Source organism: Flavobacterium ginsengiterrae (assembly GCF_039539785.1).
In the GTDB taxonomy this organism is placed as follows: domain Bacteria; phylum Bacteroidota; class Bacteroidia; order Flavobacteriales; family Flavobacteriaceae; genus Flavobacterium; species Flavobacterium ginsengiterrae.
In genome coordinates, this window is record NZ_BAABDU010000010.1 from 25,019 (window position 1) to 43,478 (window position 18,460).

The 18,460-nt window shown below is 34.3% G+C and carries 11 protein-coding genes; 9 read left to right on the forward strand and 2 right to left on the reverse strand.

Going from position 1 to position 18,460, the window contains the following annotated elements:
* Positions 1–295 precede the first annotated feature (295 nt).
* Both ABD859_RS22255 and ABD859_RS22260 read left to right on the forward strand, forming a co-directional pair.
* Entirely contained in the window at positions 296–1,582 is a 1,287-nt protein-coding gene (locus ABD859_RS22255) for a Glu/Leu/Phe/Val family dehydrogenase (RefSeq protein ID WP_345146944.1), read from the forward strand.
* Between the two features lie 117 nt (positions 1,583–1,699).
* Entirely contained in the window at positions 1,700–2,815 is a 1,116-nt protein-coding gene (locus tag ABD859_RS22260) for a sterol desaturase family protein (RefSeq protein ID WP_345146945.1), read from the forward strand.
* A 1,248-nt stretch (positions 2,816–4,063) separates the two neighbouring features.
* On the opposite strand, the gene ABD859_RS22265 is transcribed toward ABD859_RS22260, so the two are convergent.
* Positions 4,064–5,662 (reverse strand): DUF6377 domain-containing protein, encoded by a 1,599-nt coding sequence (locus ABD859_RS22265; protein ID WP_345146946.1) that lies wholly within the window; start codon positions 5,660–5,662, stop codon positions 4,064–4,066.
* A gap of 473 nt (positions 5,663–6,135) precedes the next feature.
* Here ABD859_RS22265 and ABD859_RS22270 point away from each other — a divergent pair, with 473 nt between their 5' ends.
* The 6 genes from ABD859_RS22270 to ABD859_RS22295 all read left to right on the forward strand — a co-directional run bounded on the left by ABD859_RS22270 (position 6,136) and on the right by ABD859_RS22295 (position 15,885).
* The gene (locus ABD859_RS22270; protein ID WP_345146947.1) at positions 6,136–6,657 is read left to right on the forward strand and encodes a DUF5004 domain-containing protein; all 522 of its coding nucleotides are present in this window, start codon (positions 6,136–6,138) and stop codon (positions 6,655–6,657) included.
* Positions 6,658–6,665: 8 nt separating this feature from the next.
* Complete coding sequence (locus ABD859_RS22275) at positions 6,666–7,748, forward strand: antibiotic biosynthesis monooxygenase family protein (protein ID WP_345146948.1); 1,083 nt, start codon at positions 6,666–6,668, stop codon at positions 7,746–7,748.
* Between the two features lie 28 nt (positions 7,749–7,776).
* Positions 7,777–10,794 carry a SusC/RagA family TonB-linked outer membrane protein gene (locus ABD859_RS22280; protein WP_345146949.1) on the forward strand — a complete coding sequence of 1,006 codons (3,018 nt, stop codon included), beginning with the start codon at positions 7,777–7,779 and terminating at the stop codon, positions 10,792–10,794.
* Positions 10,795–10,818: 24 nt separating this feature from the next.
* On the forward strand, positions 10,819–12,333 hold the full coding sequence (locus ABD859_RS22285) for a RagB/SusD family nutrient uptake outer membrane protein (RefSeq protein ID WP_345146951.1): 1,515 nt from the start codon (positions 10,819–10,821) through the stop codon (positions 12,331–12,333).
* Between the two features lie 263 nt (positions 12,334–12,596).
* Positions 12,597–13,841 (forward strand): glycoside hydrolase family 99 protein, encoded by a 1,245-nt coding sequence (locus tag ABD859_RS22290; RefSeq protein WP_345146953.1) that lies wholly within the window; start codon positions 12,597–12,599, stop codon positions 13,839–13,841.
* Positions 13,842–13,866: 25 nt separating this feature from the next.
* Entirely contained in the window at positions 13,867–15,885 is a 2,019-nt protein-coding gene (locus ABD859_RS22295) for a glycoside hydrolase family 97 protein (RefSeq protein WP_345146955.1), read from the forward strand.
* Between the two features lie 260 nt (positions 15,886–16,145).
* On the opposite strand, the gene ABD859_RS22300 is transcribed toward ABD859_RS22295, so the two are convergent.
* On the reverse strand, positions 16,146–17,060 hold the full coding sequence (locus ABD859_RS22300) for a hypothetical protein (RefSeq protein ID WP_345146957.1): 915 nt from the start codon (positions 17,058–17,060) through the stop codon (positions 16,146–16,148).
* A gap of 223 nt (positions 17,061–17,283) precedes the next feature.
* Here ABD859_RS22300 and ABD859_RS22305 point away from each other — a divergent pair, with 223 nt between their 5' ends.
* Entirely contained in the window at positions 17,284–18,459 is a 1,176-nt protein-coding gene (locus ABD859_RS22305) for a hypothetical protein (protein WP_345146958.1), read from the forward strand.
* The last annotated feature ends 1 nt before the right edge of the window (position 18,460 follow it).

An 18,460-nucleotide genomic window follows, 5' to 3' on the forward strand; every position in this document is an offset into this window, starting at 1 on the left:
ATATCATCCCGTTTATGTGCAGCTTAGCGATGTGCTGTATGTCAAACAATGCGGTGAAATGGCGTTAATAGAGAAAGTACTTGTTAGTTATTTTTTTTTTTAGCCTTTCATGCACCATGGAAGGCTTTTTTTTAAAACTTTTAAAAACAACTCAAATGAGATCAAATAGAAACTTTAATAGTATGATGCAGTGCTTCAGGACGAAAATTCCGTGTTGCCTTTTCAATTCTTGATTTATTCAGGTACACATTTATAAAACCCAAATTCTATAAACCAAAAATTTAAAGTAAATACTATGAGTACAGAAATTATAAAACAGAATCCCTTTCAATCTATGATTGACAGGTTTAATATAGCGGCTGACATTCTTAATTTAGACGAATCTATAAAACAAAAATTGCAGCGCCCGGAAAAACAAATTGTTGTTAATTTTTCTATTACGCTTGACAACGGAACAGAAAAAAACTTTGAAGGATACCGCGTGATTCACAATACTGCTTTAGGACCTTCTAAAGGAGGAATTCGTTATGATACTGCCGTAAATCTTGATGAAGTTAAAGCACTTGCCGCCTGGATGACCTGGAAATCTGCTGTAACAGGAATTCCGTTTGGAGGAGCAAAAGGCGGTATTATCTGCGATCCAAGAACTCTTTCTAAAACTGAATTAGAAAGAATTACAAGAGCATATACAAAAGCTTTAGCCGATATTTTTGGTCCTGAAAAAGATGTTCCTGCTCCGGATATGGGAACAGGACCTGACGAAATGGGCTGGCTTATGGATGAATTTTCGCTGGTACACGGAAAAACAATTCATGCTGTTGTTACCGGAAAACATTTACATTCCGGCGGTTCTTTGGGCAGAGTTGAGGCAACAGGAAGAGGAGTAAGCATTATTACGCTGCTGGCACTTGAAAAATTAAAAATCAGACCTGCAAAGTCTACGGCAGCAATTCAGGGATTTGGAAATGTGGGTCTGCATTCGGCTTTATTTTTATATGAAAAAGGAGTGAAGATTGTGGCGGTGAGCGATGTTTCGGAAGCTTTTTATAATCCGGACGGAATTAATATTCCTGAATTGATTTTGTATTACAATCTCAATAATAAAACTATAAAAGGATATCCAAATTCAGTTGCAATTAAACATGAAGATTTATTGCTTTTAGATGTCGATGTTTTAATTCCTGCTGCAAAAGAAGATGTTATTACACAAAAAAATGCCAAAGATATTCGTGCCAAAATAATAATCGAAGCGGCAAACGGTCCGGTTTCATCAGATGCTGATAAAATTCTGCATGAAAACAGTGTTTTAGTAGTTCCGGATATTTTGGCAAATGCCGGCGGTGTTACAGTTTCATACTTTGAATGGCTTCAAAATTCGCTTTTAGAATCATGGAGAATTCATCAGATCAATAAGCGTTTAGAAGATATTTTGGAGAAAGGTTTTGAAACTGTATTTAGAGTTGCGGCAAAACACGATGTTACGCCAAGAATAGCGGCTTATATTATTGCCTTGAAAAAAGTAGCCGAAACACAATCTGTAAAAGAAGTCGCTCTGGAAGCGCCGCAATTTAAACAGAATTAATTTTTATAACTATAGTTAAGATGAGTTTCATCAGTCAATATCATTTGTAAAACAGGTGTTATTGATTGATGAAATTGTCTTTTTAATTTTAAAATCAATATAAAGTAATCTTCAAAAATGAAAAATATTAATTTTCTAGCTTTTGCTATGCCAGCTTTCTTTCTTTTTCTATTTCTGGAATATAAACTGGCACAACGAAAAAAAAGACCTGAAATTTTTAATTATGAAAGCTCAGTTTCTAATATAAGTATTGGTATTGCAGAGCGATTGATTAATCTATTTGTTGCCGCAAGTTTTTATCAATTGTATTATTTGATTTATGACGATTATCGAATTTTTGAAATTCCAAGCGGGGTTTTAGTTTGGATTGCTTTAATACTTGCTACAGATTTTGTCTGGTATTGGTATCATAGATTAGGACATGAAGTCAACTTTTTCTGGGCAGCGCATATTGTGCATCATCACAGCGAAGAATTTAATTTTACCGCAGCGGCCAGAATCACTACTTTTCAGGCCATAATACGAACAGGATTTTGGTGTATTCTGCCATTAATTGGATTTCATCCTACAATGGTAATTACAATGCTTATTGTACATGGAGCTTATTCTTTTTTCACACATACACAGCTTATCGGGAAAATAAAATGGCTGGAGTATGTTTTTGTTACGCCTTCAGTTCATGGCGTTCATCACGCTTCTGACGAAAAATATCTGGATAAAAATTACGGCGATATGTTTACATTTTGGGATCGTCTTTTTGGAACTTTTCAGGAAGAAGAAGAAAAACCTAAATACGGATTAACACATCCGCTTAAAAGTTATAGTTTTCTTTGGCAGCATTTTCATTATTATTTTGAAATATATGAATTATGGAAACGTTCTAAAGGTTTTAAAGCCAGATGGCAGGCCGTTTTTGGCAGTCCGGCTAATATGGATCAGGATATTCGTCCAACTCTTGAAAAACGCTTTCTTCAGGATAAAAGCAATCCGCACCAAAGATTACGCTTTAGAAATTATCTTTATATTCAGCTTGCAGTCTGCACTTTACTGCTGACTGTTTTTACCTATTATTTTGAGAGTTTAGAAACTTATGATAAGATTTTTGTTTTAGCAATCGTAATAATTACCCTGATTAACTGCGGTGCTATTTTAGAACAGCGAAAATGGATTTATTATCTCGAATACACCCGTATTTTTATGCTGACGACTTATTTTTATATGAAGAAAATTTAATCATGTTTTTCTTTGTGCCGTTGGCTGTTATGATTTTTGCAGAGCAGTTGTTTTCGCTCAGCAAATATTATCAAAATATGATTTTGCAGTTAGAAACGTCGGAATAAGAGTTTTCGCCGCGAATTCACGAATTATTTTAAATACAAAGCTCCGGCGGAACGACATAGAAAAACGTGTCGCTCCGCTGGAGCTATTTTTTTGAGATGAATGTTTTTTATAAATATATCGCTTCTCCGAAGCTTTTTTGCAGAATGAATAAATCCCAGCAGGATGAAATATTTATAGCAATTAATTTTATCTATATAGCAAAGTTCCAGTGGAGCGACATAGAAACGTGTCGCTCCGCTGGAGCTATTTTTCTGAGATGAATGTTTTTTATAAATATATGGCTTCTCCGAAGCTTTTTTGCAGAATGAATAAATCCCAGCGGGATGAAATATTTATAGCAATTAATTTTATCTATACAGCAGAGCTCCAGCGGAGCGACATAGAAAACGTGTCACTCCGCTGGAGCTCTTTTATGAGATGAATGTTTTTTATAAATATATCGCTTCTCCGAAGCTCATTTTGTAGAATGAATATTTCTATAAATATATGGCTTCTCCGAAGCTCTTTTTTGCAGAATGAATAAATCCCAGCGGGATGAAATATTTATAGCAATTAATTTTATCTATACAGCAAAGCTCCAGCGGAGCGACATAGAAAAACGTGTCGCTCCGCTGGAGCTCTTTTTATGCGATGAATGCTTTTTTATAAATATATCGCTTCTCCGAAGCTCATTTTGTAGAATGAATATTTCTATAAATATATGGCTTCTCCGAAGTTTTTTTGCAGAATGAATAAATCCCAGCGGGATGAAATATTTGTAGAAAATATTTTATTTTATACAGTAAAGCTCCAGCGGAGCGACATAGAAACGTGTCACTCCTCTGGAGCTCTTTTATGAGACGAATGTTTTTTCTATAAATATATGGCTTCTCCGAAGCTTTTTTGCAGAATGAATAAATCCCCGCGGGATGAAATATTTATAACAATTAATTTTATCTATACAGCAAAGCTCCAGCGGAGCGACATAGAAAACGTGGCACTCCTCTGGAGCTCTTTTATGAGATTAATATTTTTTATAAATATATAGTTTCTCCGAAGCTCTTTTTTTGCAGAATGAATATTTCTATAACTATTTCACTTCTCCGAAGCTTTTTAATGATAAAAAAACTTAGAATCTTAGCTTCTCAGAATCTCAGAACCTTAAATCGTCTTAATCGCCATAATTTTCTCTTCAAAAGTATCTTTAAAATCAGATTTACTTTTAATTCTGGTTTTGTACGTATAAATGGTAGCTACAGAAAGTTCCAGAAATTCGGCCATTTGACTGCTGTCCTGAATCCCTAATCGGTATAATGCAAAAATGCGGAGTTCGGTATTTAAAAGTTCTCCTTTCTTTACAATGGATTTATGATCATTTGGAAACAAATTATTAAAATCAGTTACAAAAGTTGGAAACAGTTTTAAGAAAATCTCATCAAACTGATGAAAAAGATTTTCTCTTTCTTCTTTTACATTATAGCGTTTTAAACTCGCAATAACTTCGTCGGTTTTTTTGGTAATAATTTTATGAAGCGTACTTTTCTGGATATGATCTATTTTATTAATAAACGCCGATGTCGCTTTAATAAAATATGTTATATATTCTTCTTTAATTGCATTAGCTTCACTCAGACTTACATTCATTTCCTGCAATTGCGCATAGGATGAAGCCATAATTTTTCGGGCTTTATTCTTTTCTTTTAACTGTTTGAAAATAATAATCGAGAACAAAATAATAATCAAAGTCAGGATCGTTAGGAGAATAATAATCTTTTCCAGTTTATCATTCTTGTCTTTTACATTATTCAACTGTGCTTTTTCAATAATAGGAAGAATCGACGAAATTTCAATTTTACGATGTCTGGCATTGTAAAACGTCGCATCGTCCATGGCTATATTAATATACTCATTTGCCTTGTCTAAATAACCCATTTTAAAGAGTTCATTGGCAAGATTTCGAAGCGCTACGGTTTCTTTGGTGGCATTTTTTACATCGGCTATTGCGGCGAGTGCCAGGTACTGAATGGCTTTTTTTGTGTAACCTCTTTCAGAATAAATATAACCAAGGCTCGAAGTTGCAATTCCGTAATAATCAGGAGGCAGATGATAATTACTGATCCAGTAGCTGAAAGCAAATTCGGCACCGCGCCAGTCCTGTTGTTTTAAACGTTTTAAACTTTCGGCGGCCCAATATTCGTTTGTGTTGGTTCCAATTAATTCTAAAGCTTTTTTCAGGAAATGATTTCCCTGTTGTACATAATGAATATTAAAACGCTGATCACGATTATAATCGGCTAAATCATAATAAGCACGGGCTTTTATGTTGTAATATTCGAATTTGTTTTTTTGATCCAGTTTTTTGTCATCAATAACATTTAGCGTGTCTATCGCTTCTTTAAACAATCCAGACGAAAGCAGCACAAAACCTTCTTTAATACGGCTTTTTGCCAGATACTTTGGATCTTTTAAAATTTTGGCTTTGATTTTTGCTTCTTCTAAATAGTAATATGCAGAATCGTATTTGAATGATTTGTACTCATCAAACAATGACATATACGTATTATAAAGCTGTTCGTTGTTCTGACTTACGGTATACTTTGATACATTCTTTTTTAAAGTTTCTATTTTGCGATATTTCTGTTTAAGGTAAACTTCTTTTTTTAGAAGTACTTTATCTAATTCTTCAAGAATTGGATTTGTCTCTTTCGCAGTTAGAGAAAAACCCATAATGAAAAAATATAAAATGAATATTTTTTGCATGGTTTGGTTGTGGTTTTAAGATAAGATAATTATAGGTTGAGTTAATTCGTTTTATGTACAAAATTAATTAAAACTGATGATTTTCAGTTTTTAGAATAAAGAGCAGTTAGTTGATGTTTTGTTTAAAAAAGCCTCTCAGGCGCCTAGAAACGGCTTTGAAATGTTAAAAGTACTCTAATAATTTGCAATTATACAATAAAATGTGATTATATATGTGTATAGTGAAAAAATATTGATAGAAAATTTTCATATTGTCATATTTACCATTATTTATTTGCTGTTTTTGATCTAAACACGACCTTGATTTTTGTATTTCTTTTAAAAGTTTAAATTATTGATTATTAGTTTTTTATGTTTTAAAAAGCTTGAATTATATCTTGATTTTTCGCAGATATTTTTTTTTAGATTTATTTAAGATATAGTTTCGTACTGTCCTTTTAAAAGGATGGAAAACTAACAAAAACCAAAAATTTATGAGAAGTAAAAGTTATTACTGGTTAGCTCTTTTTATGTGTTTTTTCGCCATTAGCTGCGATAATACAGAAGACGGCAGCTATGTTGACCCAATTACTATTTATGAGAAAGTAAATGGAAATTGGGGATTAACAAATTTGAAAATGGTTGATGAATTTGCAAAGACAAATAAGATCGAACCAAACGAAGAAAACTTGAGTACTTTTTTTAACTACGAAGATTTTAAAATCAACTTCAGCGTAGACGAGAAAAACAATCCTACAAGTTATGAAGTAACGGGAAATGTTCCTCCTTTATTTGCTCCAAAAGGATACTGGGAACTTAGCTCAGCTTTTCAGCAGACTAATGCGAGTGCTGTTTTAATTTACTTGTACAGTGACGCACAGAAAACTCAAAAAACAGACGAACTTCGATTAACATCGGTTCCTGGAAAGAATGGCGAAATGGAATTTCAATTAGTTCATTCTTCAGGAGGAACTGCGTTTGTGTCTTATGTATTTAAATTAAATGCTATTAATTAAAAAGTAATATGAAAAAATTTCTATATACAATTTTACTTGCCCTTTTGATGGCTCCTAATTTTACTAAGGCACAAGAAGCCGCAGGAGCTGTAGGTGCAATGTCATCATTTCCGGTAGTTTACAAATATGATGAAAAAGTAACATGGTATTTCGATTTATCGAGTACTACATTCGCTGAAAATGAGGATTTATACATTTGGATTTGGTCTCCATCTGAACCAGACGCTGGAAACTGGGAAAACTCATCTGATTTTGCCAAACTTAAATATGAAGGAAATAAAATTTGGAGCTTTACGCTTACTCCAACATTATATTTTTCTAAAACTCCGGCAGAAATTGCAGCAAGTGCTGGTTTCTGGTTCCGTTTAAAAAACAAAAACGGTTCAAGACAATCTGAAGTGGCGAATATGCCTTACACTGATTTTTCTTCATTTTATACTGCAAATGAATTAATCAGATCATATCCTACAAAGCCAACTTTAGATAAAGGTGTGAGTATTCTTTTTAATGCCAATTTAGCTCCGGGATTTGCAGGTGCAACAAGTGTTCACATGCATAGCGGGTTAAATGATTGGGATATTAAGCAAGAATATCAGTCATGGCTGCCGGAAATAGCAGAAAAAACAAAATTAAAAGATTTAGGAAACGGTTTCTATAAAATGGATTTAGTTCCTAAAGATTATTACAATGCTCCGGAAGGTTATGTTATGGAAAATTTAGTTTTCCTGATGGTAAAAGACGACTGGGCAGGAACTACTCCGGATCAGGTATTATATGCCGGAGCTTATGTACCGCCGCCGGCACCTGTTTTTGGATTTTTCCCTTTACAAATAAGCCAAAAAGATTTCTTGGGAATTTATAGAAAAAATAATGAACCGGGTGTAAACAAATTAATTTACACGATTACTGCCGGAACAAAAGTGATTTCTGGTGAGTTTACCGGTGGAGTTGCAGAGATAAAAGGATTTGTCAATTTAGTTTCAGAACTAAAAGATTCTCCAGTTTTAAGTGAAATTCATGTTTTGGTTAAAGACAACAAAGACAAAACGATTTCAGACACAACGATTCCGCTTAAAACTTTAGACAAATAATTCACTATCAAATTTAAACATCATTCTAATGAATAGTAAAAATAAAAGAATAGTCCTGCATCAAATGTGGACTACTAAATCGCTGGTATTCATGATTTTCATGCTTTTTATTTCGGCAGGAATGTTTGCTCAGGGAAAAAAGCTGGTAACGGGTACCGTTTATGATAATACGGGTACTGTTCTGCCGGGAGCTTCGGTATTAGAAACAGGAACCAGAAATGCAACAACAACAGATTTTGACGGTAAATTTACTCTTGAGGTAGCCGTAGGAGGTTCAATTGAAGTTTCATTTATTGGATCATCAACTCAAAAAGTTCAAATTACTGCTTCTTCTTCAAAATTAGAGATTCATCTTCAAAATGACGGATATCAGTTAAATGAAGTTCAGGTGGTTTCTGTAGGTTACGGAACGCAGAAAAAATCTGATTTAACGGGCGCTATCTCGACTGTTACGGCAGATAATTTAGTAAAAGGAACAATTTCTTCTACAGAACAGGTTTTACAAGGAAAAGTGGCGGGATTAAATATTATTCGTCCTTCTGGAGATCCTGCAGCGGGTTCAACAATTCGTTTACGTGGAGGAACTTCTTTAACAGCAAGCAACAGTCCGCTTATTGTTGTTGACGGAATTGCTGGTGTAGATATCAACGTTGTGCAGCCTGCAGATATTAAATCAGTAGATGTACTTAAAGATGCTTCTGCAACGGCTATTTATGGTTCAAGAGGAGCAAACGGAGTTATTATTATTACAACAAAATCAGGAACAAAAGGAGTTTCTGTGGTTTATAATGGTCAGTCAAGTATAGGATACGTTGCTGATAATTTAGATCTTTTATCCGCAAACCAATGGAGAGGTTATGTTCGCCAGACAGGAAACATGGATGCCATTGATTTTGGAGGAAATACAAACTGGCAGAAAGCTATTGAACAGACAGCGATTTCTCAGTCACATACTTTAAGTATCAATTCAGGAAAAACAGACAGTGGTTTTAGAGCTTCGATTTCTTACCTAAATAACGAAGGTGTTATTAAAAAATCTGGTTTAGAAAGAATCAGCGGAAACGTTACTGCTTACCAATATCTTGGCGATAATAAAGATGTAAAATTTGATATGGGATTATTTGCCAACATCGACAAATGGAATCCTATTGATTATAGAATTTTTGAGCGTTCTTATAACTTAAATCCAACTATTCCAGTTTATGATAGCAACGGAAATTTTACGAACGTAAATTATACGCTTTACGAAAATCCGGTTGAAATTTTGACCAACAGAACAGTTGATAATGAAAGACACAGATTATTAGGATATTTTAAAACAGAAGTGAAATTCTTAAACGATTTTCTGGCAGTTGCCAATGTTTCTTTAGAACATAATGCCATGAAAGGCGGTACTTACAAACCAACTTATGCTATTATGGAAGGTCGTTCTGAGTCTGGATACGCACAAAGAACTTATGAAGAGTACACAAATGCTCAGGGAGAACTTTATGTAAATTATTCTAAAGTAATCGACAAACACAACATTAGCGCGCTTGCAGGTTATTCTTATCTTGAAAATATTTATCAGGGATTTGGAGCGCAGCGTTCAGGTTTTGTTACAGATGCTTTTAGTTATAACAACTTAGGTGCGGGTTCTAATTATCGTTTAGGAGATGTATACTCATACAAAGGAAAATCAAATTTAGTTTCGCTTTATGCTCGTGCTAATTATGGTTACGATGGGAAATATTTACTTACTGCAACGGTAAGAAGAGATGGTTCAAGCCGTTTTGGTGAAAATAACAAATGGGGAACTTTCCCATCTGCATCTGCTGCATGGAGAATTTCTAATGAAGAATTTATGAGCGGCACAAAAGACTGGTTAAATTCTTTAAAATTAAGAGTAGGATACGGAGTTACAGGTAATCAGGATGGAATTGGCGAATATAAATCGTTATCAATTTTAGGAGTTGGAAATGACAGTTACTACGATCCGGCTACAGGAAGATGGAGTTTAGCATATTCTCCAACACAAAATCCAAATCCTGATTTAAAATGGGAATCGACAAGACAATTAAATATTGGGGTAGATTTTAGTTTGTTTGACAGAATCACGGGTTCGTTAGAATGGTACCAAAAAAATACAGACGATTTATTGTACACCTATGAAGTTCCTCAGCCTCCATATTTAGTGGGTACAATGCTGGCAAACGTTGGCGAAATGTCTAATAAAGGAGTTGAGTTAACTTTAAATGCTGATATCGTAAGAGGCGATAAGTTTACCTGGAATGCTAATTTAACTTTAGGACACAACGTTCAGAAAATCGAGAAATTATCAAATCCAACATATAAAACAGATGTCATTTACAGCGGATCATTACACGGTTTAGCGGGTATGTCTGGACAGTATTCTCAAATTATTGCAGAAGGATATCCTGTTGGAACTTTCTGGGGATTCAGAAATGCCGGACTTGATGCAAACGGTAAAATTCAGTATTACAATGCAGCAGGAGATATCGTAGCAGAAAATGCTTTAGTTGATGCTGATAAAACAGATTTAGGAAACATTCAGCCGGATTTAACTTTAGGTATAGGAATGAATTTTACATACAAAAACTTTGATCTTGGAATTTCTGGTTACGGAATGTTTGGACAAAAAGCGCTTAATGCTACAAACATGATGCTTAACGATCCTAACAGGCTGCCAACTTACAATGTACCGGATGATTTCTTAGGAAGCGGTATTACATCGGCTCCTAAATATTCGGATTACTGGATTGAAGATGCTTCTTTCTTTAGATTACAGACACTTTCAATTGGATATACTTTACCATTGAACTTCAAAAATTCTAAACTTAGAATGTATATCATGGGAGAAAACCTTGCAGTATTTACAAAATACAAAGGAGTAGATCCTGAAATTGGATTAAATGCGCAGGATGGTATTGGTCAAACCGGAGTAATGGATAAAACCGGATTAGCAGCTCCAGGTATCGACAAGTACAACAATTATCCTAGACCAACTACAATTTCTGTTGGATTAAATTTTACGCTTAACAACTAGGCGATTAACTCAAAAATAGAAAAAATGAAAATCAAAATAACAGCAGCATTATTAGTAAGCATGCTTTTTACGATATCATGTACAGATTTAAATGAGGATTTATATGATAAGGTACAGGATGGAAATTTTGGAAACACTCCAAAAGAAGTTGAAGCATTAGTTGGAGGAGCTTATTCGTCATTAAGAGGATTTGCTGATAATATATCAAATAACTATCCAACCTGCGAATTTGTATTCTTTTTGAATGAAACAGTTTCAGATGAAGCAACTATTCCAACAAGAGGAACAAACTGGTACGACGGCGGACAATATCAGGATGCACAAAAGCATACCTGGAAAGCAGACAACCGTTTAATTCTTGCAGCATGGCGTTACAACTACACCGGAATTGCAAAAATCAACGCAATCATTTATCAAATCGATAAATCTGGTTTAACAGAAACGGCAAAAGCACCAATTTATGCAGAATTAAAAGCATTGAGAGCATATTACTATTACAATCTTTTAGATGCATTTGGAAATGTGCCTATCGTAACCAATTTTGAAGACACTTCATTACCATCAAACTCTACAAGAAAACAAGTTTATGATTTTGTTGAAAAAGAGTTTTTAGATGCAATTCCATATTTATCATCAAATGTGGTGTATTCTAAAATGACAAAAAATGTGGTTTATTCAATGCTGGCGAGATTATATCTTAATTCAGAAGTATACATTGGAACACCGCGCTGGCAGGATTGTATCAATATGTGTCAAAAAGTTTCTGGATATACATTGACTCCTGATTTCTTTACCAATTTTGCAACAGAAAATGAAAAATCACCAGAAATCATTTTTGCAATTCCTTACGATTCAAAAGCAGGAACAGTTGGAAATTACATGAACTCAATGTCATGCCACTATCTGCACAGATTAACAATGTCTGTTTCTGGTAATGATTATCCTTGGAGCGCAAACGGAATGTGTGCAGAGCCGGGTGTTTACTCTTCTTTTGCAGATACAGATAAAAGAAAGAAATGTATGGTTGCCGGAGATCAAATCAACATGGCAACAGGAACTGTAATTATTATGGATAACGGTGAACCTCTTACTTATACAGAAGAAGTTAACAGCGTTGCAGATGCAAAAGATAATCAGGGCGTTCGTTTAGGAAAATATGAAATGAAAGCAGGAGAAACATGGGAGCGTGATCATGATTTAGTTATAATTCGTTATGCCGAAATTTTAATGATGCAGGCAGAATGTTACGTTCGTTTAGGTTCTCCGGATCTTGCTAAACCATTTGTGCAGCAGATCACTACGCGTGCAGGTGCAGAATTACCAGCAACAATCGACCTTAACTTTATAGATAGAGAGTTACTTAGAGAATTTACTTTTGAAGGAAGAAGAAGAACAGATAACATTCGTTTTGGAACATTCTTCCTGCCATGGTGGGAAAAAGATGCTACACCAGAATACAGATCAATTTTCCCAATTCCAAGCACCGTTTTAACAACAAATAAAAACTTAAAACAGAATCCTGGGTATCCTGTAAATTAGGTTACTATACTGTCAGTCTTCCATGTTGGTTAGTCGTGGAAGGCTGACATATTTTTAAACATATTTATTTTAACAGAGCCACATTTGTAAAAGATGTATCTAACACATAGAAACATAGAATTTTTATGTGCAGAATAAAATCAAGAAAGAAACCCGTTTCTCAAACTTGTTGATGCAAATGAAATGCCTTTTTTCTGAGATTAAAAAGCTATGTCTCTATGTGTTTAAATCTTCAAAATATTAATTATAAATAGTACCTCGATATGAAAAGATATATTACAGCATTGGTTTTCGGTTTAATGAATATTGTCATGATTGTCGGATGCAGCAGTGACGACAAAGGTTCAGATGAGCCTGTAAAACCAGAAATACTTGCACCAGTTGCAATAGAAAAAACAAACAGTACCAAAATTTACGTTCATTATATGCCGTGGTTTGAAACCAATGAAAGCAGTGCCGATAAAAAATGGGGCTATCACTGGACAATGGCAAACAAAAACCCAAATACGATAGGAGCAAACAACCGCAGAGAAATTGCTTCCTATTATTATCCGCTTATCGGCCCGTATCATTCGGGAGATAAAGATGTGATTGAAAACCATTTATTATTGATGAAATATTCAGGAATTGATGGAGTTCTAATTGATTGGTACGGAACTTATGACGTAAATGATTACCGAATGGTAAAAGAAAATACCGAACAGCTTATAGCAGTTCTTGATAAAGTTGGACTAGAGTATGCCATTGTTTATGAAGACAGAGTTACTACAAATGTTGTAAATGCCGGAAAAGCAATTTCGGTAACAAGCGCTGCCAAAACAGATTTAGCTTATTTAGAAAAAAACTGTTTTAACAATGCCAATTACATCAAAGTAAATGGAAAACCATTACTGCTTAATTTTGGCCCTATTGTATTGCAAACGCCTGCCGAATGGACAAACGTTTTTAATACATTAACTACAAAACCTACATTTTTAACTCTGTGGGGCGAGTCTTCTGATGCAGGTGCAAATGCTTCTGGAGAATATGCCTGGGTTTATAAAGACAATAGTTACCTGACAAATTATTATACCAATACAAAACCAAAACTTGGTGTAGCAATGGGAAGTGCTTATCCTGGTTTTAAAGATTTTTATGCCGAAGGCGGAGGCGGTGCAGCAATTGGGTGGACAATTGACCATAATAACGGCGCTACACTCGACGAAACACTTGCTCTGGCTAAAAATGCCAATTTAAATTACCTGCAGCTAATTACATGGAATGACTTTGGCGAAGGAACAATGTTCGAACCAACCGTTGAATTTGGATACACTTATATAGAAAAAGTAAAAGCATTTGCCGGAGTAAAAAATACCGAATCTGTTTTTCCGGAAATAAGCAAAATGTACAATCTGCGTGTAGAAAAGAAAGGGAATGCCGATGTTCAGAAAAAGCTGGATCAGGCCTTTAATTATTTTGTTTCAATGCAGCCAGCAAAAGCAAAACAGTTAATAAACGAAATAAAATAAGAGCCGTAATTAATACCAATACATAATGAAAAAAATAAGATATAGATACTGTATAATCGCCTTAGCTTCAATGCTGTTATTTGCCTGCAGTACTAAAACAACATATAAAATCAATTCGCCCGGAAAAGTTACCGAATTAGTTTTTGAATTAACTCCATCTGGACAGCCTCAGTACAGTTTCTCTAAAGGAGGGAAATCAGTTATTGAGCCTTCTTTAATGGGATTTGAATTTCAGGGAATCCAAAAAATGACAGAAGGTTTTGAAGTGGTTTCCACTGAGGAAAAATCAGCAGATGAAACCTGGGAACAGCCTTGGGGAGAATTCAAAAAAGTCCGCGATCATCACAACGAATTGATTGTTCATTTAAAAGAATCAAAAGGACAGGAGCGTCTGGTTGATATTATTTTCAGAGTTTTTGATGATGGTTTAGGATTTCGATACGAATTTCCAAAACAGCCTAATTTAGGCAAAGTCAAAATCTCGAATGAAATTACACAGTTTACTTTCAAATCAAATAATGATGTTTGGTGGATTCCGGTGCACCGTGAAAACAGTTATTATGAAAGTGAATACCGAAAAACACCAATCAGCAAAACGGATACAATTAATACACCGGCTACTTTTGAAACAAAAGAGAAATTATACGTTGCCATTCACGAAGCTAATTTAACTGATTTTGCTTCGATGACACTTTTAAAAACAAGCGATAAACAATATAAAAGTGATTTGGTGCCTTGGGCAGACGGTGTAAAAGTATATGCCGAAACTCCGTTTAAAACACCATGGAGAACCGTTGTTGTAGGTGATAATCCGGGAGAAGTTGCAACTTCCACGATCATGCTGAATTTAAATGAACCTTCAAAAATTGAAGACCTTTCCTGGATTACACCTTCAAAATACATTGGTATCTGGTGGGGAATGCACTTAGAAAAATTCACTTGGGGGCAAGGACCAAAACATGGTGCCACTACAAAAAACACAAAAGAATATATTGATTTTGCTGCGAAAAACAATTTTGACGGCGTTCTGGTTGAAGGCTGGAACGAGGGCTGGGACGGCGACTGGACTGCCGATGGAAGTGCATTTAGTTTTGTAAAAGCATATCCTGATTTTAATCTGGAAGAAATTACAAAATATGCGGCCATGAAAAATGTTCGTTTAATAGGACATCACGAAACTGCAGGTGCTTCTAAACATTACGAAAGCCAGCTTGAAGATGCCTTTAAACTGTATCAAAAAATGGGTGTAAACTCGGTTAAAACAGGTTATGTAAACAAATATTTAGACAAAAAAGAATGGCACGACAGCCAGTACGCATCTCGTCATTACAGAAAAGTAATCGAAACAGCGGCTAAATATCATATCATGATCGATAATCACGAACCAATAAAGGGAACAGGTTTACAGCGTACGTTTCCAAACTTTATGTCTCAGGAAGGCGGCAGAGGTCAGGAATACAATGCGTGGTCTGTAGATGGAGGAAATACACCACAGCATTTAACAACCCTGCCATTTACAAGAATGCTTTCTGGTCCTTTTGACTACACGCCGGGGAATTTCAATTTTGATTACAAAACACCATCTGGAGCGAGAGTGCAGACAACACTGGCAAATCAACTGGCATTGTATGTTATTATTTTCAGTCCGTTGCAAATGGCGTCAGATTTACCGGAAAATTATGTAGGCAAACCAGAATTTCAATTCATAAAAGATGTGCCTTGTACTTGGTCTGACACTAAAGTTTTAGATTCTAAAATTGGTGAATACACAACAATCGTGCGTAAAGACTGGGACGAGAAAAACTGGTATTTAGGTTCTATAACAAATCAAAATACAAGAGAACTAAAAGTAACTTTATCGTTCCTTGATGCCGGAAAAGAATACGAAGCCGAAATTTATGCCGATGGAGCAGGAGCGAATTACAAAACAAATCCGTATCCGGTTACAATCTCTAAACAAAAAGTAACTAACAAAAGCGTGTTAAATATAAAACTGGCAGCTGGAGGAGGAACAGCTATAAAATTTACTCCAATAGAAAAATAAGTTTATTTTGAGTTAAGTTTGAGTGGATAAACCCGATATCAGTGCAGGTATCGGGTTTATTTTTGGTTTTAGGTTTGAAATTTAACCGCAAGGCACGCCAAGTTTCTTATTTGTTGTATTTTATAAAAAAAACGCAAGGTTCGCAAAGCTTCATCAATACAAAGCTTTGCGAACCTTTACAGATTCTAATGCGATCTATATTAAAAGCTTAGTGTGCCTTGCGGTCAAAATCTTAACAAGTATTAAATTCAAAATAAATTTTAGTGTTTGTAAAATTTCACGTGATTACCAAAACTATAGGTTGCCGCAATAGTAGGACCGTTATAACCCCATTTAAAGAAACCGTCAATTTTAGGTCTTGTAACATCAAGTCTGAAATTTAATCCCGTATAACCTGCCGTTAAGCTGAAGTCTTTGTAAACATTATACAAAACCGATAAATTATAACTTATAATTCGTCCGTCGATGTCATCAATTTTAAGCGCAAAATAATTTACGTTGGCATACAGTCCCACTTTTTTTCCCAGAACAAATTCACCCCATATACCAATGTCAGGCAGTGGAGCTGTGAAATTCACATTATCTCTGTATCCAACCTGAGCGGTGTTTCCTGCCAGACTTATTCCAACATCAGCAAGCATTATATGAGCACCAATTAAAAGTCCCAGTTCATATTTAGGTTTAGAAACAATGGCATAACCATAAGCAAAACGAATCATTTGGTTATCCATAAAAGCCGCAATTTCTGCATTTACAGGATACACATGATCTTTAAATTCTATTTCTTTTTGAAGTACTTTTCTTGAATCTCTTTTTAAGTAAAAATATTCCAGATTAAAACGTGATCTACGGGAAGCGCGCCATTCAAAAGTGCCGAAAAAAGAAACCGTATTATTTTGAAAACCCAAATCCCGTTCAAAATCAATATCAGTTCCAATGTTTCCATTTGTTCCGTTTACTTCAACTTCGGTATTATTTACAGGAAAAAACATTCCTGCTGTGGCTTTAAAACGTCTGCCGTGCCAAGGCAGGTCATCTGGCTGGAAATTCTGAATTTTCCTGTCGTTTGTCTCAACTTCGGTTAAAATATTTTCTTCTGTTATTGCAGCAGTAGTCTGCGCATTGGCGTATATACAGGAAAGTAGAATTATCAAAAAATAAACTAATTTTTTCATGAGATTGATGTTTAGGTTTATTAATGAAATTTTAACATTTAAAGTTAACAAAAAAAATCATTCAAATTAATTATATGTTTGGTTATTATTTTGATTTTCAATAAGATAAGTTATTTTGTTTTCAGCTATAGAAAAAAAAGTGCTGTAAATACGCACACCAATTAAGATTTCTGTTTTGTCATTCCCGCTCATATTGCCTATATTTGAATATAAACCTCGTGATATGAACAAAAATCTTAAGCAATATTTCGTTAAGTCTTTTATTATTTTGGCAATAGTGCATCTGGCGTATTTTTTATACGGCTATTTTACTTTTGAAGGAATTAAAAACATCGATATATATTCTGAATTTTACAGGTTTAAGTTTTATGATGATGTGTCGATTTCTCACTTTTTTGTAAGCGGTTTATTCTTGCTTTTCTTTTTGATTTTTCTAGTAAAAAATCATACTAGACAACAGTATTCTTTTGGAAAATTATCTCTCATAGGATTCTTTTTGCTGCTGATTTCCTTTTTTACTTTTACATTCTTCATCAGTTTTAGTTTTGGACAAAACGCAAAACTAAGAAGCGAATTATCGCAGAAAAGTTACAATGAAGACAAAACGCTTTTAAATACTCTAAATCCGTTTTTATATAGTTCGAATTCCTATCATTCTGAGAAATTGTTCAATTACGAAAACATTTTATATCCAAAACCATATCCTGTAATTAAAGAAGAAAAACAGGTTTTACTTTACCACGATCAGTTTAATACCGAAACAACTTACTATAGTATCGATACCTTAAAAGTTTTAACTGAAACCTTTAATAAAGTTTCAGGCAAAACAGATTCGATTCTTGATTTTGTGGGTCTTGATAAAAATATTATAAAAGACAGAATAATCAAAAAAACGATTATTGGAGACAGTACACAGGTTATTTTTAAAGGTCAGGAAGTAAGTCCTGAATATGATGATGATATTTGTATTTTTCTGCAAAACAAATCATTATATAAATCGGTTCATAATGATTCTGTAAATAAACAGCAATACAATGCAGCAGTAAAACGATATAAATTATTGTACAAATACAAACAGGATTCGCTGGAATATCAGTTTGCTAAACTGGATACTTTATTTAAAAAATATAATATTGAAAGCCATGTAAAACCAAAAATACTCGTTCCGGAAATTTTCTATTATGTAGAAAATCCGGACAGGCTGTTTGGCGGGCTGGATAATAATTTTGATCATAAGGCATTAAATGAAAAATTCCAGACTTTAGACCGTTATTTTTACGAGCCAAATTATCTGCATCCATCTATAATGCCAATATTTTTTGCCGTTGTATTTTCAGTTTGGATTATTTTATTTCTGTTTTACTTTTTATTCAATTCGAAGAAAAAAGCTAAAATCTAAA